Genomic DNA, 23,681 nt, shown 5'->3' with positions numbered 1-23,681 from the left:
ACGCGTCAGCCCAGGGCGGGCCGGAGCCGGTGGAGCTGGTCGAGACTCTCCAGGCCCTGCTGGACGTAGCTGGGAAGGCGCAGTTCGTGGGCGACGTCGACGACGGCCTGGAGGATGTCGGCGGAATCGTTCCAGTCGCCGAAGTGGAGGTGGATCTGGCCCCTGACCAGCAGGCAGTCTGTGGTGCCGATCGGGTCACCGATCTGCTCGTAGGTCCGCCGGGCCTCGTCGATGGTGGTCAGCGCCTCGTCCCGGCGGTTCAGTCCCCGGAGGGAGTCGGCGAGGTTGGTCAGGGCCACGGCCGTGTTGTACAGGGAACCGCGCCGGCGCCAGGTCTCGACCGACCGACGGAGTTCGACTTCGGCGGATGCGTAGTCGCCGAGCTGTAGGTGGGCTGAGGCCCGCAAGGTCCGCAGGTGGTCGTCGTCCTCCGGCACGCCGTGCTCGACGACACGCTGGGCGTAGGCCAGCCCGGTGGCGCAGTCGTTCATGCCCATGTGGAGGGTGGCCAGGTTGCGCAGGACGGTCACCGTGATGTCGTTCTGCCCGGAGCGCTCGGCCCGGGCGAGGGCGTCCGTCAGTGCCTCGGACGCCTCCGGGTAGCGGTCGGCCATCCCGTGGAGGAGGCCGATCCGTTGGAGCATCAGTGCTTGGCCGTACAGGTCGTCGTGGCGCTCGGCGGTGCGCAGCGCCAGCTGGCGGCACTCGTCGGCGGCGTCGGTCCACCATCCGACGGTCATGTAACCGCTCAGGTTGCAGGCGATCCGCCACGCGAGGTCCGGACGGGAGGAGGTGGTGGCCTCGCGGACCACGGTGGTGATGTTGCCCAACTCCTGGGTGCACCACGTCCTGACCTGTGGTCCGTCGGTGAAATCGGGCGGTGTCGAAGCAGGTTGGTCCACCAGCGTCGGGAGGTTCCGCATGCTGTGGAAGACGGTGTTGCGGGCCTGCTCCAGTGCGGCGCAGTACCAAACCATCAGCCGCACCCGGGCGGCCTCGCGGTCCGCCAGGCTCTCCTCCGCGCCGGCGATCTCGGCTGCGTACTCGCCGAGCAGGTCGTGGAAGCGGTACCGGAGCGGCTCGGGGCTCTGCAGCAGCTGGAAGTCGACCAGGGTCTCCAGGAGTTCGGCGGCGACGCGCTCGGGGCATGCGGCGAGTGCCGCAGCGTGCTTGATCCCGAAATCCAGACCGGGCCAGAGACCGAGCAAGCGGAAGAGCCGGGCCGCGTCGCGCTCCACCGGGTCGTCGCCGTCGCGCAGGGCGAGGTAGCTGGAGGCCAGGGTGGTGCGGACGGAGAGGTGACCGGCGGTCAGGGAGCGCAGCCGGGTGCCGTCGTGGGTGAGCAGGTCGGCCAGGACGCCGAGTGGCCAGGTGGGCCGCGCGGCGAGGCGGGCGGAGGTGACTCGCAGGGCCAGGGGGAGTCCGCCACAGGCGGCGAGCAGGCGGAGGGCGTCGTCGGGTTCGGCGGCGACTCGTGCGGGGCCGCAGACCCGGGCCAGCAGGTCGCGTTGCTCGTCGACGTCCAGTGGCTCCAGGTGGATCTGGACGGCGCCCGGGAGGTCGGCCAGTGGGATGCGGCTGGTGACGAGCACGGCGCAGCGGCCGTCACCGGGGAGCAGGGGGAGCACCTGTGCGGCATCGCGGGCGTTGTCCAGGAGCAGGAGGACGCGGCGGCCGGTGAGGGCGCTGCGCAGATGTGCGGAGCGGTCGGCGGTGTGGTCGGGCAGTGGTGTGCCCGACTGTTCGGGGTCGAGGCCGCCCACCAGTCGTGCCACCACCTCGCGCGGGGCGCGGGGTTCGGCGTGGCCGAAGCCGTGCAGGTCGACGTAGAGCTGACCGTCCGGAAAGAGGTTCCGTACCCGGTGCGCGGAGTGAACGGCGAGTGCGGTCTTGCCCACGCCGCCCATTCCGGAGAGGGCGAGCACGCGGGTGCCGTTGCCGGATGAGGCTGCCTCCAGTCGGGTGGTCAGCGTGGTCAGAGCTTCGGAGCGGCCGGTGAAGTCGACTGCGTCCGCCGGAAGTTGAGCAGGCGGCGGCGGCGGTGCAGGTGCGGCCGCGGGGGCGGTGGGCGCGGAGGCCGGAGTCGGGGGCGGTGGTGTGCGGAGGTCCGGGTCCGCCCGCAGTACCTGTTGGTGGACGGTGCGCAGGGCCGGGCCGGGGTCGATGCCGAGTTCTTCGGCGAGGTGGGTCCGGACGGTGTCGAAGGTGGTGAGTGCCTCCGCCTGCCGGCCGCTGCGGTAGAGCGCGGTGATCAGGTGGACGTGGAGCGCCTCGTGCAGCGGGTGCTGGGCGGCCCAGCGGGTGAGTTCGACGAGTGCGGGCTCGTGGCGGCCGAGCTGCAGCTCGGCCTCGAAGTACCACTCGGCGGCCTGGAGTCGGGCCTCCTCGAAGGACCGGACGGCCGGGAGTTCCTGGTCGGCCAGCTGGGGGAGGTCGGCGAGCGGTGTGCCCCGCCACAGGTCGAGTGCGGTCCGGGCGGCGCTGCTGACGTTCCGCCAGTCCTCCGCGCGGCGGGCCTCGGTGGCGTCGGCCATCGCCCGGGCCAGCTCGTCGGTGTCCAGCTCGGCCGGGCCGATCCGCAGCTGGTAGCCGGCCGGGACGGTGCGGAGCCGGTCGGTGCCGTCCGGGCCGAGCAGTCGGCGCAGCCGGGTGACGTGGTTGATGAGCGAGGCGGCGGCGCTGGGCGGCGGATGGGCACCCCAGAGGGCATCGGTCAGCCGTTCGCGGGAGACCGGGCGGTTCGGGGTGAGCAGCAGGGTGGCCAGCAGGGCCCGGCCGTGCGGGGAGTGGAGCGGGAGCACCGCGCCGGCGTCGTCCTCGACCAGCAGGTCACCCAACAGACCGAACCGCACGCAACGCCCTCTCGTCCGCCTCGACCGGTGCTCACCAGCGCGCCCGTGGACGCGCCGGCGACCGGTCCGGCCCGATTATCGCTCCGCCGCCGGGCGGTTGTCGCGCGAGTAACGGATCGTGGACAGGCGACGGCCGGACGCCGGGTCCTGAGTCGCCGTCAGCCGCCGCAGAGGCCCAGCATGGTCTTCTTGTCGGCCGGGACGACCGGGAGTTGGTACTTGAGGGAGACCTGGGCGAAGCGCACCGCGTAGGAGCAGCGGACGGCCTCGTTGGCCGGCAGCCAGGCGGAGGGGCCGGAGTCGCCCTTGGAGGCGTTCTGCGAGCCGTCGGCGGGGATCAGGTTGAGCGGGTCGTTGGCGATCTGCACACGCTTGGCCTTGGGCCAGGCGGCGGCGCCCTGCTTCCAGTCGTAGGAGAGCGGCATCACGTGGTCGATCTGGATCTTCGTGGCCTGCTGCTTGGTCCACTGCACGGTCTGCCCGGTGTACGGGTCGTAGATGGTCATGCCGGAGACCACGCAGGCGGAGCCGTCCTTGCGGACCACCGCCCGGCCGTCCCGGGCCAGCAGGTCGTCCCGGGTGCCGCAGTCGTTGTGGCCGAACGCGACGCCGTCCACGTTGTCCGTCCACGGCGGGCCGAACTGGTCGCGGTCGTAGCCGGCCTGGGAGCCGGGCTCGGCGGTGGTGACCTTGGCGATCAGCTCGCGGGCGGCCTTCCGGTCCGCGTCGGAGGTGATCGGGGCCAGGCCGGGCTTGGTGCCGTCCGGGTTCTGCAGCGGGCTGGTGCCGAGGTCGGCGGCGTCGGAGGAGCCCGCCCGGTCCTGCGAGGTGCCGGTGGTGCCGCAGGCGCCGAGGGCCGGGGTGAGCAGCAGGAGCAGGGCGGTGGCGGTCAGAGTGGTCCTGCGGGCGCGCACGGTTTCCCCCGGTCGGTGGTGCGGTCGGTGACGGTGCACCAGCAGAGCAGCCGCCCGGCGGACGGTCAAGGCGGCGCGACGGCGCGCGGCCGGGGAGTGGGGAAGCGCACACGTGCCCCCGGCGGAGGAGCCGCCGGGGGCACGCGGTCTGGTGGGGCGTCAGCCCTTGGGCTGGGCCGTCAGGTCGTACAGGGTGGTACCGCCGACGGTCTTGGCGGTGTAGGTCTCGGCCACCCAGGAGGCGATCTCGGAGGACCAGTTGGAGCCGCCCATGCCACCGCCGCCCATCCCGCCGCCACCGATGAACCAGTGCACCTTCCCGTCGGCCACGTACTGCTTGAACTGCTCCAGCGAGAGCGAGGGGTCCGAGCCGTTGAAGCCGCCGAGGGCCATCACCGGTGCACCGGAGGCGAGTTGGTAGCTGGCCTGGTTCTGCGAGCCGACCGCGGCGGCCGTCCAGGTGTACCGGTCGGCGTCCTGCTTCAGCAGCGCGGCCACCTCGTCGCCGACCCGGGCGCCGTTGATCAGCCCGCCCATGCCGCCGAAGCCGCCACGGCCCTCGCCGCCGTCGGTGCCGCCAGGGAGCTGGCCACCCTGCGGGAACTGGCCGGTCCCACCCGGGAACTGACCGCCGTTCGGAGCCTGGCCACCACTGCCTTGGGGGGCCTGGCCACCGCCCTGCGGGAACTGCCCGCCACCCGGGAACCGGGCGTTGCCCCCCGGGGCCTGGCCGCCGTTCTGGCCGAAGGTGCGCCCGCCGCCGGGCGGCATGCCGCCACCGTCGCCCATCCGCATGCCGCGCCCGCCACCGCCCCCGGGGCCGAAGCCGGCCCCGGTCACCTGCGGGCCGGCCGTCACGATGGAGCCGGTGTGCGGGGTGGCCACGGTGTCGACCGCGTACGCGGCCGGTCCGCCGAGCGCAGCCGCCAGGGCGGCGAAGCCGGTCAGCGCGCCGATCCGGGCGGCGGTGCGGCCGGGCAGCTTCACCACGGGCAGCACGGCCAGCACGAGCGCCGCCAGCAGGCCGCCGACCAGCACCGTCCAGCGCAGCCAGGGCAGGAAGGTGGCGCTGCGGCCGAGCAGCACGTACGCCCACACCGCCGTGACGCCGGTCACCACGGCCAGCAGGGTGGCGTACGGCACCCTGGCCCGGGCCCGCCACAGGCCGTCCACGCCCATGCCGACCAGGGCGGCGACCGCCGGGGCGAGGGCCACGGTGTAGTACTGGTGGAAGATCCCCGACATGTAACTGAACGTCAGGCCGGTGCAGAGCAGCCAGCCGCCCCAGACCAGGAAGCCGACCCGGGCGCCGTCGGTGCGCGGGGCCCGGCGGGTGGCCCAGAGGCCGAGCAGCAGCAGGATCAGGGCGGCGGGCAGCAGCCAGGCGATCTGGCCGCCGATGTCGCCGTCGAACAGCCGGGTGAGGCCGGTGCTGCCCCACATGCCGCCGCCGTTGCCGCCGCGCGGGGCGCCGCCGCCGACGCTGCCGGTCTCGTCGCCGGTGAGCCGGCCGAAGCCGTTGTAGCCGAAGGTGACGGAGAGGAAGTCGTTGTCCTGCGAGCCGCCGATGTACGGGCGGGCAGAGGCCGGGACGAGCTCCACGATCGCCACCCACCAGCCGGCCGAGACCAGCATCGCCAGGGCGCCGTACAGGAGTTGGAGCAGTCGGCGGCCGAGGCCGGTGGGGGCGGCCAGCAGGTACACCAGGGCGAAGGCCGGCAGCACCAGGAAGGCCTGCAGGGTCTTGGTGAGGAAGCCGAAGCCGAGCATCACGCCGACGAACAGCAGCCAGCGGGTGCTCGCGGTCTCGGTGGCCCGGACGGTGCCGTAGGCGGCCAGGGCGAGCAGCAGCACCAGTAGCGCGTCCGGGTTGTTGAAGCGGAACATCAGCGCGGCCACCGGGGTGAGCGCCAGCACCGCCCCGGCCACCAGGCCGCCGAGCGGCGAGGACCGGCGGCGCACCGTCGCGTACACGGTCGCCACGGTGGCCACGCCCATCAGCACCTGGGGCATCAGCAGGCTGAAGGAGCCGAGGCCGAACACCCGGGCGGCGAGCGCCATCGGCCAGAGCGACATCGGCGCCTTGTCGACGGTGATGAAGTTCGCCGCGTCCGAGGAGCCGTAGAAGAACGCCTTCCAGCTCTGCGAACCCGCCTGCACGGCGGCCGAGTAGAAGGAGTTGGCCCAGCCGGAGGCGGTGAGGTTCCAGAAGTAGAGGACCGCCGTCAGGACCAGCAGACCGAGCAGCGCCGGACGGGCCCAGGCCGGGTCCTCCGGGCGTCCCCGCCAGCTGCGGGCCGGCAGGGTGGAGAGCCGGGCGGCCCAGGTGGCCGGGCCCTTGGGGCCGGCGGCCGGCAGCGGGGCGGAGGGGAACAGCGGGGGGACCTCGGCCCGGGCCGGCGACGTCGGTGCGGGCGGCTCCGGCGGCGGGTAGTTCGCAGCCTCGGGCCACGGTTCGCTGGTCGGAGGAGGGGAACTGGTCGTGGTCATGGGGCTACGCTCGGGCGCCCCGCTGAGAAACTCGTGAAGCCCGGCTGTGAGCCGGTTCAATCTCTCCCCGACCGGCTCCCGCTCCCCCTCCGGGCCCAGATCAGGCGGGCCGGACCTGCTGGAGCTGCTTGCCGAGCCACTCCAGGGCCGGCGGGATCTCCCGGGTCCAGGTGTGGAAGTTGTGGCCGCCGCTGTCCAGGGTGATGGTGGACAGCTTGGTCGGTGACCTGAATGCCCCCACCATCTCCTGGGTGGCCTGGTAGTTGTACTCGTTGTAGCTGGTGGCCAGGAGCAGCGAGACCGGCTGGGCGGGCCGGTTCTTCAGCAGCCAGAGCAGGTCGTTCTCCTTCTTCAGCTGCTCGTCGCCCTCGAACAGGTCGCCCGTGGTGACGTCGATCGCGGTGGTGTAGTAGCCGGAGAGCGAGATCGCCGTGCGGTACGAATCCGGCTTGCGCAGCGCGAACTTGAGGGCGCAGTAGCCGCCGGTCGAGTTGCCGATCGCGGCCCGCTGCTCGGGCTGGTCGGAGACCCGGTAGGCGGCGGACACCGCGGCCGGCACGTCCTCGGTGAAGAAGGTCTCCACCTGCGGGCCCCTGGGGACGTCCACGCACTCGGTGTCGCGGTTGCCGGTCACGGCCGGACGCATCATCACCAGGACGGTGGGCGGGAGCTTGCCCTCGTCGATCGCCTCCAGGGTGGAGGAGGGGTAGTTGAGCAGGGTGACGAGCTTCTCGATCGAGCCGGGGTAGCCGGAGAGCACCAGCAGCATCGGGAACTTCTGGTGCTGGTAGGCGGGCTGGAAGTACTGCGGCGGCAGGTAGACGGTGGCGTCGCTGAAGATGCCCGACTTGGCGCCGGTCAGGCTGACCTGCTGGAGCACCCCGGACCGCTCCCGGGCCGAGCCCTGGGAGGAGAACACCTTCTCCTCCCAGCGGAGCGAGAGCGAGCCCTTGCCCGGCTGCTGGTCGACCACCTTGCCCGGCGAGTCGTTGGTCCCGAGCAGGTCGGTCCAGCTGGTGTAGAAGCCGAAGTAGGAGTTGGCGACCAGGCCCATCGCGGCCAGCATCGCCACCTGGGCCACCAGGAAGGCACCGATCCGTCCGGTCCACGCCTTCCAGTTCTTCCCGGCCAGTCTCGGCCAGAGCCACATGGTGAGCGCGAAGGCCGTCGCCGCGAGGACGACGGCGACGATCTGGATCGGAGTTCCGGTCAAGCTGGGCACTTGCTGATCGTAGATGAGAGATTCCTGGACGCGGTGCTCCGGGGTGCGGCTCCGCCCCGCTCCGGACCGGATCTGCCCTCCCGAACCCGCCGGAGCTGCCCTCGCAGTCGTGCTATAAACGGCCGCATGAGCGAAGCCCTGGCGCGGCGGCCCGCGACGCTGGAGGACGTGGCCCGGGCGGCGGGGGTGTCCCGGTCGACCGTCTCACGGGTCATCAACAACATCCGGAACGTGGACCCGGAGATCCAGCAGGTGGTGCGCGACGCGGTCGCCGCCACCGGCTACGTGCCGAACGCGGCGGCCCGGGCCCTGGTGACCAGGCGGGCCGGGTCGGTCGCGCTGGTGGTCTCGGGCACGCCCGGTCAGGGCGGGATCTTCACCGACCCGTTCTTCGGACGGGTGGTCAGCGGCGTGATCGGCGCGCTGCGCCCGCTCGGCGTGCACCCCGTGCTGATGCTGGCGGACGACGCGGCGGCCCGCGAGGAGGTGCTCTCCTACCTCCGGCAGGGGAACGCCGACGGCGCGATGCTGGTCTCCACCCGGGCCGGGGACCCGCTGCCCGGACGGCTGGTGGAGGCCGGGCTGCCCGTGGTGCTGTTCGGCGGCCCGCCGGAGGGCCTCGCCGACCGGCTGAGCTGGGTGGACCTGGCCAACGTGGAAGGCGGCCGGCTGGCCGCCGGGCACCTGCGCGGGCGCGGGAGCCGACGGGTGGTCAGCATCGCCGGGCCGGCCGCGCTCTCCGCCGGGCGGGACCGGCAGGCGGGGGTGCGCGAGGTGCTCGGTGACCTGCCGACGGCCGAGGGCGACTTCGGCCAGGCCAGTGGTGCGGTCGCGATGGCGGAGCTGCTGGCCGCCCACCCGGACCTGGACGGGGTGGTGGCCGCCAACGACCTGATGGCCCGTGGGGCGGTCGCGGTGCTGGCCGAGCACGGCCGCCGGGTGCCGGAGGACGTGGCGGTGGTCGGCTTCGACGACAGCAGCGCGGCCACCGGGGGGCTCCCGCTGCTCACGACGGTGCGTCAGCCGGTGGAGCGGATGGCCGCCGAGATGGCCCGGATCCTGCTGGAGCGGATCGACGATCCGCTGCTGGGGCCGGCCTCGGTGGTCTTCGAACCGGAGCTGGTGGTCCGCGAGTCCGCTTGAGCGCCGTCGGCGGGCCGACGGCACGGACGGAGCTGACGGGGTGTGAAGCGGTGCGGGGCAGTGCGGGCAGGTGAGCGCCCGGTCTCCGGCCCGGCCGCCTGCGGCTCCCCGCGCCGCTGATCGTCTCCGATGACCGGGCCGTAGGGTGGTGGCATGGACCTGGGGGACGAGTACGGGCTGGTCGAGGTGCCGGCAGGCACGGTGACGCTGTCGGACCGTAGGACGCAGCGGAGTTGGGACGTCGGGGTGGCGTCGTTCGCGCTGTCGGCGGTGCCGGTCACCCAGGAGTCCTACGCCCGGGTGACCGGGCTGCGACCGGCCGCGGGAGTGGGGGAGCGGCTGCCGGTCGAGGGGGTCTCCTGGTTCGACGCGGTCGGCTTCTGCAACGCGCTGTCCGAGCGGGCCGGGCTGGAGCCGGTGTACCGGATCGACGGCGAGGCGGTGGCCTGGGAGGCCGGGGCCGACGGCTACCGGCTGCCGACCGAGGCGGAGTGGGAGCACGCCTGCCGGGCCGGTGGCACCGGGCCGCGCTACGGCGAGCTGGACGAGATCGCCTGGTACGCGGGGAACTCCGAGGGCCGGGTCCGGCCGGTCGGTGGCCGGCGGCCGAACGCCTGGGGCCTGTACGACATGCTCGGCAACGTCTGGGACTGGTGCTGGGACCTCTACGACGCCGAGGTGTACGGGAGTTACCGGGTGCTGCGCGGCGGCGGCTGGTCGGACGAGCAGTGGAGCTGCCGGGCCTCGGTGCGCCGCCGCAGCCACCCGACCTACCGGATCGACGACGTGGGCTTCCGGATCGCCCGGTCGGGCCCGCAGGGGCAGGTGACGCAGAAGTAGTACGGGGAGGCGCCGGGCTCGCGGCCGTCCCGGGGCCCGACGTAGAGGTCCGGGCCGGGCCGGCCGCTCTCCTGAGTACGCCGCCCGTGGCCGGCGCCGTGCGGATTCCCGTGCGATTCCCGTTCGGACGGGTGTGAGCATCAATGCCTTCCTCCCCGTTGACGGCCACCACGGCGGGCCGGCGGAAGCATAGGAGAATTCCCCTGGGGTAGCCGGGAATTACCGCGCGGAATGGCGCGGTCCGGAGCGCGACTTCCGGCATTCCGGACGAGATGCGAGACTCTGGGCATATCCGCACGGGCGTCGCCGCCCCGACGAGAGGAATCACGATGGGATTCAAGCGACTGCTGGCCGGTCTCGGCGCCGGGGGAGCTTCGGTGGAGACGGTGCTCACCGACCCGAACGTGCTGCCCGGCGGCACGCTGCACGGTGAGGTGCGGATCCAAGGCGGCAAGGTGGACCAGCGGATCGAGGGGCTGACCCTCAGCCTGCAGGCCCGGGTCGAGGTGGAGAGCGGGGAGGGCGAGCACCACCAGGACATCCGCTTCCAACCGACCCGGCTGGGCGGGGAGTTCGAGCTGAAGGAGGGCGCGCTGCACGCGGTGCCGTTCGCCGTCCCGGTGCCGTGGGAGACGCCGGTGACGGCGGTCGGCGGGCAGCAGCTGCGCGGCATGGTGCTCGGCGTGCACACCGAGCTGGCGATCGACCGGGCGGTGGACGCGGGTGATCTGGACCCGATCGTGGTCCACCCGCTGCCGGTGCAGCAGGCGATCCTGGACGCCTTCGGCCGGCTCGGCTTCGGCTTCCGGAGCGCCGATCTGGAGCGCGGCCACATCCGCAACACCCGGCAGCGGCTGCCGTTCTACCAGGAGATCGAGTTCTTCGCGCCGCAGCAGCAGTACCCGGGCCTGAACCAGGTCGAGCTCAGCTTCGTGGCGGACGAGCACGCGGTGGACGTGGTGCTGGAGATGGACAAGAAGGGCGGCCTCTTCACCGAGGGCTCCGACACCTTCCGCTCCTTCACCGTGGCGCACGGGGACGTGAACGCCACCGACTGGGCGGCCTACCTGCACCAGTGGCTCCACTCGGTGGGCGGTCAGCGCGGCTGGCTCTGAGCCGGCCCGCCCCGCGCCGCGCGTCCTGCGCCCACGGTGACGGGGCCGCCGCCGGCTCCGCGACCACCCGGTCCGGAGCCGGCGGCGGCCGGTCGGAGGTTCGTACGCCTCTCGAATGGTGTAGACCACCTGGCTCACCCGCTAGGGTGCCGGTCAACCACCGGGAGGGCCAGCCATGACCAGTACCACGACCACCACCGAACGCGTCCGCACCGTACGGGCCGGGACGGCCACCGGCGCGGTGATCCGCTGCGGGGTCTCCGACGCGATGCTGGCCGAACTGGCCGTCTCGGTCGTCTTCTTCTACGACCACCCGCTGGACGAGGAGCGGCTGGCGGCCGGTCTGGCGGTGGCGCTCGACCGGATCCCGATGTTCGGCGGACGGCTGCGCGGTGGCGCTGACGGGCTGGAGATCGTCTGCTCGGACGCGGGCGTGCCGCTGGTCTCGGCCGATGCCCCGGAGACCCTCGGCGAGGCGCTCGGCCGGATGACCCTGGCGGCCTCGGGGTACGTCGACCACGTCGCCGCCCAGGCCGTGCACGAGGGCGAACTTCCGCTGTTCACCGTGCGGTTGAGCCGCCTGGCGGACGGTGGGACGGCGCTCGGCTGCTCCTGGCACCACGTGCTCGGGGACGTGCAGACCTTCATGACCCTGATGTGGGCCTGGTCGGCGGCGGTGGCGGGGGAGGAGCTGCCGGAGGTGCTGGAGATCGTGGACCGGGAGGCGTACCTGGAGTCGGTGCTGCCCGCGCGGGACTCCGGGAGGCTGGGCTTCCGGATCCCGGAGCCGGCCGAGGCGGAGCTGCTGGCGAAGGAGTTCGCCGTCGCCTCCCGGGCCAACCGGACCGTGCAGGTCTACTTCACCGATGCCGAAGTCGCCGGGCTGCGGGCCGAGTTCGAGGAGGCGGCGGGCCGCCGGCTGTCGGTCAACGACGTGCTCTGCGCCCATGTGGTGAGTGCCGTGCGCCGGCTGGACGAGGACCACGAGGGCCGGACCCTGGTGCTGCCGGTGAACGTGCGCCGCCATCTCGGCCTGCCGGACGGCGGCCTGGGGAACGTGCTGGGCGAGATCGTGCTGAGCTGCCCGGCCGACGCCGAGCCGGCCGCGCTGGCCGCGCTGATCCGGGCCGGAGTGGAGGGCTTCCTGACCGAACACCTCAGCCTGCGCACCAACCGCGACTTCCTGGCCGGCCTGGGCCGGGACCGGCTGCGCGAGTGCGTCCCGCTGGGCTTCGACCCGGCGGCCAAGACCTTCACCCTCTCCACCTGGTCCCGGGCCGGGGTCTACGAGCTGGCCTTCGACGGGCACCGGCCGATCGCGTTCAGTCCGGCCGCCAGCGTCCAACTGCCGTGGGTGTCCTGGTTGGTGGAGGGCTTCGAGGGGCGTGGGCACCTGCTCACGATCTCGCTCCCGGTCCGGCTGGCCGGCCGGCTGCGCGGTGAGGCCGGCCAGGCGCTGCTGCACCCGCACCGTGCGGTGGACGAGCAACTCCCGGAGATCGCGCGGCAGATGAAGAAGCTGGCCTGAGCGCGGCCGGTCGGCCCCACCTCCGCCGAGGTGGGGCCGACCGGGCTCAGTGCCGCGCCGGGCTCAGTGCCGCGCCGGGCTCAGTGCGGCGCCGGGCTCAGTGCCGACCGGGGTCACGGGAAGGAGACCACGGTGGACGGGACGGTGCTGGTGCCCGAGGTGGCACCACCGGTGGAGTTGATCACGTGGTTGTACTGGCCGTTGCCGCCCAGCGAGACCACCGAGAGGTCGTGGAACTTCACGCCCGCCCGGACCGGAGCCTCGAAGCCGTGCTCCTGGCGGATGCTCGGGTCCACGTTGTAGTAGCAGTAGCTGCCCAGGCCCCAGGCCTCGTGGGTCTGGACGTCCGGGCCGACCCGGTAGGCGGCGTAGCCCTGGGTCGAACCGTTCTGCACCGCGGCCTGGTTGGGCGCGTCGTAGGCCTTCTCGTTCTGGAAGAACACGGTCTTGCCGCGCTCGCCGAACCACTGCACGTCGTACTTGTTGAAGTGCTCGACGAACAGACCGGTGGTCAGCACGTCATCGCCGTTCACGATCAGGCCGTAGTCGGAGCGGTTGGTCTCCCAGCCGACGCCGTCGCCGTGGTCGGCCCGCCAGAGCCAGGTGTGGTCGACGATCACGTCGTCGCTGTTCACCACGACGGCCGCGGTGGCCTTGCCGGCGCCCGCGCCGCCGACCCGGACGAAGACGTCCTGGACGGTGGTGGGGTTGGCGGCGTGGTCGGCGGAGGCGTTGGCCGGGCCAACCTCCAGCAGGGAGGGGGAGTTGACCGGGCCGGCGTCGATCAGGAAGCCGGCCAGCTTGACGCCGTCCACGTCGGCGACCTTCATGGCCGTCACGCCGTTGTCCGGGATCACGGTGGCCAGGCCGAGGCCGAGCACCACGGTGTCCGGGCGGGTCACGTTGATGGTCTGGTCGACGTGGTAGACCCCGGGCGTGAAGAGCAGGTTGAGGCCCTGGGCGAGCGCCGCGTTGATGGTGGCGGCGGTGGCGCCGGCCTTCACCACGTAGAACTGGGAGAGCGGGATCGAGCTGCCCTGCGGTGCGCCGTTGCCCCAGCTGGTGCCGCGCGCGTCGGTGCGCTTGGCCGGGACGAAGACCTTGTAGTCGTTGCCGTCCAGGTAGAGGAAGGGCTTCTCCCGGGAGACCGGGGTGGTGTCCAGGGTGGTGTACGGCGGGTTCGGGAAGCCCTGCGGGGGCGCGCCCTGGACGCCGGAGAAGACCTGGTTCCAGACCCCGTTGGAGAAGCCGCCGATCGAGCTGTCCCGGGTGTACCACTGCTGCTGCGAGTAGTTGCCGATCTGGCCGTCGATCTTGCTGTCGGCGATGTAGCCGCCGCTGGCCCAACCGTAGCCGTTGGGCGCCAGGTTGAGGCTGCCCTTGATGTGCATCCGGCGGAACGGCGCGGCCTGCGAGACCGCCCAGCGGTCGGTGCCGCTGACCGGGCTGACCGCCAGGTTCTCGGTGGAGCGCCAGAAGTTCTGGGTGGCGTTGCCGTTGAACCAGCCGGCGTCCACGGTGATGTCGCCGTTGATCTGGGTGTCGTCGGGGGACAGGCCGAGGCCGTTCACCGAGGTGTAGAAGCCGACCTGGGCGTTGAGGTTGTTGTACGTCCCGGGCTTGAACAGGAACTGGTAACGCCCGGTGCCGAACTGGGCCGACTCCTGCTGCTGGAAGACCTGGTCCAGCTTGGCCTGGATGTTCGGGGTGGACGGATCGAAGACGATCACGTTGGGCCCGAGGTCGCCACCGCCCTGGATCGGGGGCAGGCCGGTGCCGGTGTTGACCTTGAAGTCCCACAGAGAGTAGCCCCAACCGGTGCCCCGGGTCAGGCCGTTGACCCGGACGTAGCGGCCGGAGCCGGCCACGTCCAGGCTCTCGGTGCCACCGGTGCCGTTGGTGGTGGTCTTGACCGTGGTCCAGCTCGCACCGTCGGCGGAGGTCTGGATCTGGTACGACTTCCCGTACGCCGCCTCCCAGTTGAGCACGACCCGGCAGAGCTGCTGGACCGAGCCCAGGTCCACCTGGATCCACTGCGGGTCACTGGCGGCCGAGGCCCAGCGGGTGCCGGAGTTGCCGTCGGTGGCGGCGGAGGCCGGGGTGCCCGCGTTCTCGGTGGAGGAGGCGGTGGTCGGGCGGCCCTGGGCGGCGTCGGCGGTGGAGCAGCTGGAGCCGCCGCTCACCGACCCGAAGACCTGGAACTCCCAGAGCGAGTAGCCGTACCCGGTGCCCCGGGTCAGGCCGTTCATCCGGACGTAGCGGCCGGTGCCGGTGACGTTCAGGGTCTCCTGGCCGCCGGTGCCGTTGGTGGTGGTGTGGATGGTGGTCCAGCTCGCACCGTCGGCGGAGGTCTGGATCTGGTACGACTTCCCGTACGCAGCCTCCCAGTTGAGCACCACCTTGCTGATGGTGGCGGTGGCGCCGAGGTCGACCTGGAGCCACTGCTGGTCGCTCGCGGCCGAGGACCAGCGGGTGGCGGTGTTGCCGTCCACGGCGAGGCCGGCGGCGGTGCCGCCGTTCTCGGCCGAGGAGGCGGTGACCGTCTTGCCCTGGGAGATCAGGGTGTCGGCGGCCTGGGCGGTGGTACCGGGCAGGGCGAACAGTGCTCCGGAGAGCACTGCCAGCGTGGTGGCGGTCGCGGCCGTGCCGCGTGCCGAGGTGAGCCTCACGGGCTTCTCCTGCGGTGGGTGGGGGGTGGGGGTGGGAGGCGCGGGCGGTGGACACGGACACACCGGCGGATCTTTGGAGAGCGCTCCCCGGTGGGAGTCTGGAGGGCCCAACTCGTGGCTGTCAAGCACTTGGTGACGACCTGATGGATTCCCGGTGATCCAGACGTGTACGGCCAAGTGTGCGGTCCGAAAGGGGAGTTCGCGCAGGTGGGGGACCCTGCGCGGCACCCCTGCGGGGAGCTTCGGGAGGTGCTGCGGCCGGTGGGGGGTGTCCGGCCGGGTCGTCTCCTGGGGGTGGGCCCGCCGGCGGTCGCCGGGATCGGGGTCTAGCCGGGTCCGACGGATCGGGCCCTCGGGCGGCACCCTGTGGGGTGGTGGGATGCCCGCCGTCGGAGTCCCCGGCCGGGCCCGCGCGGGGCGCGCTCCGACGGTGAAGGCCCGGCTCCGGAGTCGGATCGCGCGGTGCGGCCCTGGTGGGAGCCACTGGAGCGGCGGCGGCCTGACGGAGCGTCCGCCTGCCCGGTGTGCCCCGCTGTCGCCGGGCGGCAGCCGCCGTCGGTGCCGGCGGGAGACCCGGCCGACCGGCGGCCGATCCCGGCCCGCAGCGTGCCGCAGGCCCGCCCCGGTGCCCCGGCGGGAGCCGCTACGCCGGGGCGAGCCGGCGCAGCTCGCCGCCCGAGGTGAGGAAGTGGGTCAGCGGCAGGGTCGCCGCGCCCACCGTGACGGCGTCCGGCCCGAGCCGGCCGAGGGTGATGGTGGTCTGCGCCCGAGGGAAGCGCAGGGCGTACTCGGTGGCGGCGGCCTCGATGCCGGGCAGCAGGCGCGGGCCGAGCAGCAGGCCGGCCCAGCCGCCGATCACGATCCGTTCGGGGTTGAAGAGGTTGACCAGGTCGGCGATGGCCGCGCCCAGGTACTCGGCGGCCTCCACGAGCAGCGCCGAGGCGTCCGGATCACCGTCCTCGGCGGCGGTCAGCAGGGCGGCCAGGCCCTCCTTCTCCGAGCTGCCGGGCGGCGCCGCGCCCCAGCGCTCGACCAGCGCCTCGGCCCCGACGTACGCCTCCAGGCAGCCCTTGGAGCCGCACCGGCAGCGCCGTCCGCCGACGTGCACCTTGGTGTGCCCCCACTCGCCCGCGCTGCTGGTGGCCCCCCGGAAGCGGGAGCCGTCGGCGATCACGCAGGCGCCCACCCCGGAGCCGAACAGCGCCACCACCGCGTGCCGCGCGCCCTGCCCGGCGCCGAACCACATCTCGGCCTGGCCCAGCGTCTTGGCGCCGTTGTCCACGTAGAGCGGCAGGTCGGTGCCGGCCCGCAGCAGGCGGCCCAGCGGTACGGCGTCCCAGCCGACGGTCTGGCTGTGCACCACCACGCCGTACCCGTCCGAGCCGGGCTCGCCCTGCTCGACGATGCCGGGCACGCCGATGCCGACGCCGAGCACGGTGGCCCGGTCCACGCCGGTCCGGTCCAGCACGTCGGTGATGCCGGTGAGCATCAACTCGACCACGTGGTCGACGTCGTGGCCGTGGTCGGAGAGCGGGTGGTCGCTGGCGGCCAGCTCGGTCAGGGCCAGGTCGAAGAGCGCCACCCGCACCTGGGTCTCGCCCACGTCCACCCCGATCAGGTGGGCCCGGTCCGGGGTGACCTGGAGCAGGATCCGGGGTCGGCCGCCGTCGGAGTCGACCGAGCCGCACTCCTCGACCAGCCCGTCGGCGATCAGTTCGCCCACCACGTTGCTGACCGAGCCGGCGCTCAGGCCGCTGATCCGCCCCAACTCCTGTCTGCTCAGCGGACCTTCGAAGTACAGCCGGTGCAACAGGGTGGAACGGCTGCCCCGTCGCAGGTCACGGACGGTCTGCTTGCCTCGCTCTGCCATCTGATCTCCCTCCTGGACTGAATCTATCGCTGCGCGGACTCTTGACGCCAGCTTTTCTCACACGTTAAATCACGGTCCGAAGTAAGCATCTGAGCTCGCGGTTCCACGGCGGGCTCACACTTCCCCCGAATCCCATCACCCACTCGTCCGAGAGGGACACGGTCATGCGCTTCCACCGTCTCGCCGCAGCCACCGCCCTGGTCTCCGTCCTCACCCTGACCGCCTCCGCCTGCGGCGGCGGATCCTCCTCCGAGGGCGGCGACAACAGCGCCCCGAAGGAGCTCGTCTACTGGGCCAGCAACCAGGGCACCAGCCTGGAGAACGACAAGGAGGTCCTGGAGCCCGAGCTGAGAAAGTTCGAGCAGCAGACCGGGATCAAGGTCAAGCTCGAGGTGGTCCCCTGGTCCGACCTGCTGAACCGGATCCTGGCCGCCACTGCGTCCGGCCAGGGTCCTGACGTGCTGAACATCGGCAACACCTGGTCTGCCTCGCTCCAGGCCACCGGCGCCCTGCTGCCGTTCGACGAGGCCGCCTTCGGCAAGATCGGCGGCAAGGACCGGTTCACGCCGTCCACCATCGCCTCGGCCGGCGCGGCGGGCAAGGATCCGGCGGCCGTGCCGCTGTACTCCATGGCCTACGGCCTGTACTACAACAAGAAGCTCTTCCAGCAGGCCGGCATCACCCAGCCGCCCGCCACCTGGGACGAGCTGGTGGCGAACGCCCAGAAGCTCACCAAGGACGGCAAGTTCGGCCTCGCCATCGAGGGCGGCAACGTCTCGGAGAACGTCCACCACGCCTTCGCCTTCGGCAAGCAGCACGGCGCCGACTGGTTCGACGCCTCGGGCAAGCCCGCCTTCGACACCCCGGAGGCGGTCGCGGCGGTCAAGCAGTACGTCGACTTCATCGCCAAGGACAAGATCGCCGCGCCGGGCAACGCCGAGTACGCCGCCAACCAGTCGGTGACCGACTTCGCCTCCGGCAAGGCCGCGATGCTGATGTGGCAGGCGGCGGGCGCCTCGCTGAAGTCGCACGGCATGGCCCCCGAGGACTACGCGGTGGCGCCGATCCCGATCCCGGCGGGCGCGACCGGTGCCAAGGCCACCAGCTCGATGGTGGCCGGCATCAACCTGGCGGTCTTCAAGAACACCAAGAACACCGACGGTGCACTCCAGTTCGTGAAGTTCATGACCGGCAAGGAGGAGCAGGTCCAGCTCAACAAGACCTACGGCTCGATCCCGCCGGTCAAGGACGCCCAGGCCGATCCCGCCTTCTCCACCCCGGAGTTGAAGACCCTGGCCACGGTGCTCCAGACCAGCGCCGCCCCGCTGCCGCAGGTGGCGAACGAGAGTCAGTTCGAGACCCTGGTCGGCACGGCGGTGAAGAACCTGCTGGCCGCCGCCGCCTCCGGCAAGCCGGTCACGGACGAGTCGGTGAAGGCCGAGCTCACCAAGGCCCAGCAGCAGATGCCGGCGAACTGACCTGATGCGACAGCGATTCGGCCGACGTGCCCTGCCCTACCTGCTCCTGCTCCCGGCACTCGCCCTGGAGCTGCTGATCCACCTGGTCCCGATGGTGGTCGGCATCGTGATGAGCTTCAAGCAGCTCACCCAGTTCTTCATCCGGGACTGGTCGGCCGCGCCGTGGTCCGGCCTCGCCAACTACCGCGTGGCGGTGGACTTCGACGCACCGATCGGCCGGTCGCTGCTGCACTCGTTCTGGGTCACCTGCACCTTCACCCTGCTGGCGGTCGGGCTGTCCTGGCTGCTCGGGACGGCGGCGGCGATCTTCCTCCAGGAGGAGTTCCGCGGCCGGGCCGTGCTGCGCACGCTCTTCCTGGTGCCCTACGCACTGCCGGTCTACGCGGCGGTGATCACCTGGTCCTTCATGTTCCAGCGGGACACCGGGCTGGTGAACCACATCCTGGTGGACCAGCTCCACCTGCTGGACGAGAAGCCGTTCTGGCTGATCGGCGAGAACAGCTTCTGGGCCCTGGTGGTGGTCGCGGTCTGGAAGACCTGGCCGTTCGCCTTCCTCACCCTGATGGCCGGCCTGCAGAACATCCCGCGCGAGCTCTACGAGGCGTCCGCGATCGACGGGGCGAGCGTCTGGCAGCAGATCCGCCGGATCACGCTGCCGTCGCTGCGGCCGGTGAACCAGGTGCTGGTGCTGGTGCTCTTCCTCTGGACCTTCAACGACTTCAACACGCCCTACGTGCTGTTCGGCAAGTCCGCCCCCGAGCAGGCCGACCTGATCTCCATCCACATCTACCAATCCTCCTTCGTCACCTGGAACTTCGGCTCCGGCTCGGCCATGTCGGTCCTGCTGCTGCTGTTCCTGCTGCTGGTGACGGCGGTCTACCTGTTCGTCGGCTCGCGTCGGAAGGACGCCGATGCTTAAGCCTCCTGCCTCCTTCCGCTGGGCCCGGGTGGTGTTCCTGACCCTGCTCACCGCCTTCGTGCTCGGGCCGGTGCTGGTGATGCTCAGCTCCTCGCTCAAGCCGCTGCGCGACGTGCAGGGCCCGTTCCGCTGGATCCCCAGCGAGCTGACGCTCCGTCCGTACGTGGACATCTGGACCACCGTCCCGCTGGCCGACTACTTCGTGAACTCGCTGATCGTCTCGGTCAGCGCCACGGTCTGCTCGGTGGCCATCGCGGTCTTCGCGGCCTACGGGGTGAGCCGGTACCGGTTCCGGGGGCGCAAGCTCTTCACCGTCACCGTGCTCTCCACCCAGATGTTCCCCGGCATCCTCTTCCTGCTGCCGTTGTTCCTGATCTTCGTCAACCTCGGCAACGCCACCGGCGTCGCGCTCTACGGCAGCCGGGGCGGCCTGATCCTCACCTACCTCACCTTCTCGCTCCCGTTCTCGATCTGGATGCTGGTCGGCTACTTCGACTCCATCCCGAAGGACCTGGACGAGGCGGCTGCGGTGGACGGCTGCGGTCCGCTGCGCACCCTGCTGCGGATCGTCATCCCCGCCGCCACCCCCGGCATCATCGCGGTCTCGGTCTACGCCTTCATGACCGCCTGGGGCGAGGTGCTGTTCGCCTCGGTGATGACCAACCGGACCACCCGCACGCTCTCCGTCGGCCTCCAGGGCTACGCCACCCAGACCGACGTGTACTGGAACCAGGTGATGGCCGCCTCGCTGGTGGTCAGCGTCCCGGTGGTGGCCGGCTTCCTCCTGCTGCAGCGTTACCTGGTCGCCGGCCTCACCGCCGGGGCCGTCAAGTGACCCTCTCCGAAAGGCTTTCTGACATGGAACTCCGTTCTCTCCCCGACGACTTCGTCTGGGGCGCGGCCACCGCCGCGTACCAGATCGAGGGCGCCGTCGCCGAGGACGGCCGGGCCCCGTCGATCTGGGACACCTTCTCCCACACCCCGGGGAAGGTCGACAACGGCGACACCGGTGACGTGGCGTGCGACCACTACCACCGCTGGCCGGAGGACCTCGGCCTGGCCACCGGCCTCGGCCTGGACGCCTACCGCTTCTCGATCGCCTGGCCCCGGGTGGTGCCGCAGGCCGACGGCGTGGTCAACCCGGCCGGGCTGGACTTCTACGACCGGCTGGTGGACGCCCAGTTGGCGGCCGGCCTGACGCCCTTCCCGACCCTCTACCACTGGGACCTCCCGCAGGCCCAGCAGGACCGGGGCGGCTGGGCCGAGCGGGCCACCGCCGAGCGGTTCGGCGAGTACGCGGCCGTGGTCGCCGAGCGCCTCGGCGACCGGGTGAAGAACTGGGCAACCCTGAACGAGCCGCTCTGCTCGGCCTGGATCGGCCACCTGGACGGGAACATGGCGCCGGGCATCCGCGACCTGACCACCGCCGTCCGGGCCTCCTACCACCTGCACCTGGGCCACGGCCTGGCCGTGCAGGCGCTGCGGGCCGCCGTCCCGGGCGCGCGGATCGGCATCGTCAACAACCTCAGCCCGATCCTGCCCGCCTCCTCCTCGGAGGCCGACCTGGCGGCGGCCGTCCGGGCCGACGGTCACATCAACCGGTGGTGGCTGGACCCGGTCTTCGGACGCGGCTACCCCGAGGACATGGTCAAGCTCTACGGCGTCGAACTCCCGGTCCGGGAGGGCGATCTGGAGCAGATCGGGGCGCCGCTGGACTGGATCGGCCTGAACTACTACTTCCGTCAGATCGTGGCCGACGACCCCTCCGGCCCGGCCCCCGGCTTCCGCCAGGTGCCCGGCCCGAACGCCGAACACACCGCGATGGACTGGGAGGTGCACGCCCCCGGTCTGGAGGAGCTGATTCTCCGGCTGCACCGGGAGTACGGCGCGGAGCGGATCTACGTCACCGAGAACGGCTCGGCCTACGCCGACACCGTCGAGGCGGACGGCGCCGTCCACGACCCGGGCCGCACCGCCTACCTGGAGCAGCACCTGGCCGCCTGCGACCGCGCGGTGGCCCAAGGCGCCCCGCTGGCCGGGTACTTCGCCTGGTCGCTGCTGGACAACTTCGAGTGGGCGTACGGCTACGACAAGCGCTTCGGCCTCGTGCACGTCGACTACGAGACCCAGCGGCGGACGGTCAAGAGCAGCGGCCGGCGCTACGCTGAGATCATCGCGGCCCACCGCAGCCGCTGACGGTCACCACCAGTACGCCGGCAGGGCGTCGTACAGCTCGCGCAGCCAGGGACGGCGGACGGCGGGCAGCCGGGCCAGGGTCTGCCGCAGGGTGACCGGGTCGGCCCGGAACGGGTACCTCGGCGGTCGCCGGGGCGGTTCGTCCCGGAGCAGGCCGGGCGGCAGATGGCCGCTCGGCCGGACCTCCAACTCGGTTGCCGGATGAGCCAGATGGGCCCACAGAGATGCGTCGAGCGGGACGGTCGGGGCACCGTTCGGAGGTGCCCACGGTTCGGCGGTGACGGGGTGCCGGGGCACCAGGGCGATGTCCGGATCGGGGCTGTGCAGCCCGGGGCCGGCCAGGGTGAGCACCCTGGCCGGCCGTTCGGCGTGCGCCGCGGGCAGCAGGCGGGCGAGTCCGTCGGAGAACACGGTGGTGGCGCCGCCGGGCGGCAGCCGGACCGGGGCGCCGTCGCAGGCGGCCAGCAGGTGGGCCAGTGCCGCCCCGGCGGCGAACTGCCACTCGGGCTGCCAGTGGCCCTCCCGGTCGGTCGGCGGGGTGGCCGGACCGGTGGCGATGCTCTCCCACCCCTGGTCCGGCCGGTCGTCGCCGATGCTCCGGCGGAGCACGGCGGCGGGTTCCAGCCAGACCCCCTGCCAGCGGTCGCAGTCGTCCACCCGGCAGGCCACCAGCTCGCCGCAGCCGGTGCAGGCCAGGTTCGGCCCGCTCCGGCGGTCCGTCCCGCAGCACCCGCCGTCGCAGCGGTCCGGCCGCAGCTCCATGCCCCGCCCGTCGCCCGGCGCGATCACCACCGCCCCGGCTGCCCCGTAGGAGAGCGCCGCCAGCGGCGCGTACACCCCGCGCGCCTCGGCCGCCGCCTCCCCGACCTCCTCCCAGCGCCGCCAGGGCGGTCCGCTCGGCTCGGGGTCCACGGCGTAGCTCCCCGGCTCCAGCAGCACGGGCAGCCCGGCGAAGGCGTTCCCCCAGGTGCGGTGCGCGTGGACGGGCAGGGCCACCCGGTCGAGCGGGGCGGTCAGCACGGTCTCGCACCGTGCGCAGACGAACGTGTCCGGCAATCGAACTCCTCGGTCCTAACATCCGGATTCTGCGGGCTCGTTAGGGGGTTGCCAAACGGTTTTCGGGACGTCAAGACTCGACCCAGGGCGGAGCGGAGGAGGGGCTGTGGAGGCTTGGATCTCGGTGCAGGGCGGCGACCCGGCACACGAACTGCGGCGGCTCGACACGTGGTTGAACGGCGAACCGGCCCTGCGCGGCCGGATCCGGCCCAGGCCGGCCCGCCACCGCGACCACGGCTGCCTGGGGTCGCCCTACGACGTGCTGGTGACCGCCGTCGGCGGCGACGAGGCGATCGAGGCACTGGCCGGCTCGCTGCACGCCTTCCTGACCAGGCCGCGGGTGCCCGGTGTCCGGATCTCGGTCTCCTGCCCGGAGGGCCGCAGCGTCGACCTGGAGCCCCAGCGGGCCGAGGACGTCGAGGCGCTGGTGCACGGCGTGTTCAACCCGCCGGAGGAGGAAGAGGTCGGGGCAGCCGCCTGACCAGCCGTCAGCCGTCGGCCGTCAGCCGTCCGTCCGGGTGCGTAGGATCGGGCGGACCGGCAGTCGGGGGAGTGGGGCGTGGTGACCGAGCAGCGTGTGGTGATCGTGACCGGGGGCGGGACGGGCATCGGGGCGGCCACCGCCCGGGTGCTGCGGGCCGGTGGACACCAGGTGGTGGTGTCCGGGCGCCGGGCCGGACCGCTGGCGGCGGTGGCGGCGGAGACCGGGGCGGTCGCGCAGGTGGCGGACACCACCGACGAGACGCAGGTCGCCGGGTTGGTCGCGGCAGCGGTGGAGCGGTTCGGGCGGCTCGACGGACTGGTGCTGAACGCCGGGACCGGGCGGCCCGGGGCGGTCGGGGAGGTCACCGTCGAGGACTGGGAGGCGGTGCTGCGGACCAATGTCACGGGGCCGTTCCTGACGCTGCGGGCGGCGCTGCCGCACCTGCTGGCGACCGGCGGCGGCGCCGTGGTCGGTGTGGCCTCGGTCTCCGCGCTGCGCAACGGCCACGGCAACGCGGCCTACGCCACCTCCAAGGCCGCGCTGCTCCAGCTCTGCCGCTCGCTCGCCGTCGACTACGGCCGGCAGGGCCTGCGGTCCAACGTGGTCTGCCCGAGCTGGGTGCGGACCGAGATGGCCGACCGCCCGATGGGCCGGCTGGCGGCCCTCGGCGGCCACGACGAACTGGGCGCGGCGTACGGGGAGGCGACCCGGCTCAACCCGCAGGCGCGGGCCGGGGAGGCGGCCGAAGTCGCCGAGGCGGTGGCCTGGTTGCTCTCCCCGGCGGCGAGCCTGGTGAACGGTGCGGTGCTCACCGTGGACGGCGGCATCAGCGCGGTGGACCCGGGCACGGTGCCGTTCGGCTTCCGGGTGGAGCGCCGGGAGGACTGAAAGGCCGTCAGGAGGCG

Annotated in this window: 17 protein-coding genes; 10 read left to right on the top strand and 7 right to left on the bottom strand. The window is 72.5% G+C overall.

Features of this window, described 5'->3' with window-relative positions; all coding sequences use genetic code 11:
* Positions 1-5: 5 nt before the first annotated feature.
* From ACIRBX_RS19035 to ACIRBX_RS19020, 4 genes are all read right to left on the bottom strand, one after another.
* Positions 6-2,852: an AfsR/SARP family transcriptional regulator gene (locus tag ACIRBX_RS19035; RefSeq protein WP_402298072.1), complete on the bottom strand. Its 2,847-nt coding sequence runs from the start codon at positions 2,850-2,852 to the stop codon at positions 6-8.
* A gap of 158 nt (positions 2,853-3,010) precedes the next feature.
* Positions 3,011-3,766, bottom strand: coding sequence for an HNH endonuclease family protein (locus ACIRBX_RS19030; protein WP_402298070.1), 756 nt, complete (start codon positions 3,764-3,766; stop codon positions 3,011-3,013).
* Positions 3,767-3,925: 159 nt separating this feature from the next.
* On the bottom strand, positions 3,926-6,256 hold the full coding sequence (locus ACIRBX_RS19025) for an ArnT family glycosyltransferase (RefSeq protein WP_402298068.1): 2,331 nt from the start codon (positions 6,254-6,256) through the stop codon (positions 3,926-3,928).
* Positions 6,257-6,356: 100 nt separating this feature from the next.
* On the bottom strand, positions 6,357-7,478 hold the full coding sequence (locus ACIRBX_RS19020; protein ID WP_402298066.1) for an alpha/beta hydrolase: 1,122 nt from the start codon (positions 7,476-7,478) through the stop codon (positions 6,357-6,359).
* Positions 7,479-7,604: 126 nt separating this feature from the next.
* On the opposite strand from ACIRBX_RS19020, the gene ACIRBX_RS19015 reads away from it, so the two are divergent.
* From ACIRBX_RS19015 to ACIRBX_RS19000, 4 genes are all read left to right on the top strand, one after another.
* Positions 7,605-8,621 carry a LacI family DNA-binding transcriptional regulator gene (locus ACIRBX_RS19015; RefSeq protein ID WP_402298065.1) on the top strand — a complete coding sequence of 339 codons (1,017 nt, stop codon included), beginning with the start codon at positions 7,605-7,607 and terminating at the stop codon, positions 8,619-8,621.
* Positions 8,622-8,774: 153 nt separating this feature from the next.
* Positions 8,775-9,461 carry a formylglycine-generating enzyme family protein gene (locus ACIRBX_RS19010; protein ID WP_402298063.1) on the top strand — a complete coding sequence of 229 codons (687 nt, stop codon included), beginning with the start codon at positions 8,775-8,777 and terminating at the stop codon, positions 9,459-9,461.
* A gap of 329 nt (positions 9,462-9,790) precedes the next feature.
* Positions 9,791-10,576: a sporulation protein gene (locus ACIRBX_RS19005; RefSeq protein WP_402298061.1), complete on the top strand. Its 786-nt coding sequence runs from the start codon at positions 9,791-9,793 to the stop codon at positions 10,574-10,576.
* Between the two features lie 175 nt (positions 10,577-10,751).
* Positions 10,752-12,104, top strand: coding sequence for an acyltransferase (locus ACIRBX_RS19000; protein WP_402298059.1), 1,353 nt, complete (start codon positions 10,752-10,754; stop codon positions 12,102-12,104).
* A gap of 113 nt (positions 12,105-12,217) precedes the next feature.
* On the opposite strand, the gene ACIRBX_RS18995 is transcribed toward ACIRBX_RS19000, so the two are convergent.
* The gene (locus ACIRBX_RS18995) at positions 12,218-14,773 is read right to left on the bottom strand and encodes a discoidin domain-containing protein (RefSeq protein WP_402298057.1); all 2,556 of its coding nucleotides are present in this window, start codon (positions 14,771-14,773) and stop codon (positions 12,218-12,220) included.
* Between the two features lie 643 nt (positions 14,774-15,416).
* Complete coding sequence (locus ACIRBX_RS18990; protein ID WP_402298055.1) at positions 15,417-16,643, bottom strand: ROK family protein; 1,227 nt, start codon at positions 16,641-16,643, stop codon at positions 15,417-15,419.
* A 164-nt stretch (positions 16,644-16,807) separates the two neighbouring features.
* Here ACIRBX_RS18990 and ACIRBX_RS18985 point away from each other — a divergent pair, with 164 nt between their 5' ends.
* From ACIRBX_RS18985 to ACIRBX_RS18970, 4 genes are read left to right on the top strand one after another with little or no spacing between them, the layout of a single operon-like run.
* Positions 16,808-18,121: an ABC transporter substrate-binding protein gene (locus ACIRBX_RS18985; protein WP_402298054.1), complete on the top strand. Its 1,314-nt coding sequence runs from the start codon at positions 16,808-16,810 to the stop codon at positions 18,119-18,121.
* Between the two features lie 4 nt (positions 18,122-18,125).
* Entirely contained in the window at positions 18,126-19,040 is a 915-nt protein-coding gene (locus ACIRBX_RS18980; protein WP_402298052.1) for a carbohydrate ABC transporter permease, read from the top strand.
* The gene (locus tag ACIRBX_RS18975; protein WP_402298050.1) at positions 19,033-19,875 is read left to right on the top strand and encodes a carbohydrate ABC transporter permease; all 843 of its coding nucleotides are present in this window, start codon (positions 19,033-19,035) and stop codon (positions 19,873-19,875) included. Before ACIRBX_RS18980 ends, ACIRBX_RS18975 begins: the two co-directional genes overlap by 8 nt.
* Before the next feature lie 23 nt (positions 19,876-19,898).
* On the top strand, positions 19,899-21,236 hold the full coding sequence (locus ACIRBX_RS18970) for a GH1 family beta-glucosidase (RefSeq protein ID WP_402298048.1): 1,338 nt from the start codon (positions 19,899-19,901) through the stop codon (positions 21,234-21,236).
* Positions 21,237-21,239: 3 nt separating this feature from the next.
* Here ACIRBX_RS18970 and ACIRBX_RS18965 read toward each other — a convergent pair whose 3' ends face one another.
* Positions 21,240-22,292 carry a hypothetical protein gene (locus ACIRBX_RS18965; protein WP_402298046.1) on the bottom strand — a complete coding sequence of 351 codons (1,053 nt, stop codon included), beginning with the start codon at positions 22,290-22,292 and terminating at the stop codon, positions 21,240-21,242.
* 106 nt (positions 22,293-22,398) lie between these two features.
* Here ACIRBX_RS18965 and ACIRBX_RS18960 point away from each other — a divergent pair, with 106 nt between their 5' ends.
* Both ACIRBX_RS18960 and ACIRBX_RS18955 read left to right on the top strand, forming a co-directional pair.
* Positions 22,399-22,773: a hypothetical protein gene (locus ACIRBX_RS18960; protein ID WP_402298045.1), complete on the top strand. Its 375-nt coding sequence runs from the start codon at positions 22,399-22,401 to the stop codon at positions 22,771-22,773.
* Between the two features lie 81 nt (positions 22,774-22,854).
* Complete coding sequence (locus ACIRBX_RS18955; RefSeq protein ID WP_402298043.1) at positions 22,855-23,664, top strand: SDR family NAD(P)-dependent oxidoreductase; 810 nt, start codon at positions 22,855-22,857, stop codon at positions 23,662-23,664.
* The last annotated feature ends 17 nt before the right edge of the window (positions 23,665-23,681 follow it).

Origin of the sequence: Kitasatospora sp. NPDC096147 (genome assembly GCF_044763225.1) — a bacterium.
In the GTDB taxonomy this organism is placed as follows: Bacteria; Actinomycetota; Actinomycetes; order Streptomycetales; family Streptomycetaceae; genus Kitasatospora.
This window is presented reverse-complemented; position numbering and strand designations above follow the sequence as displayed.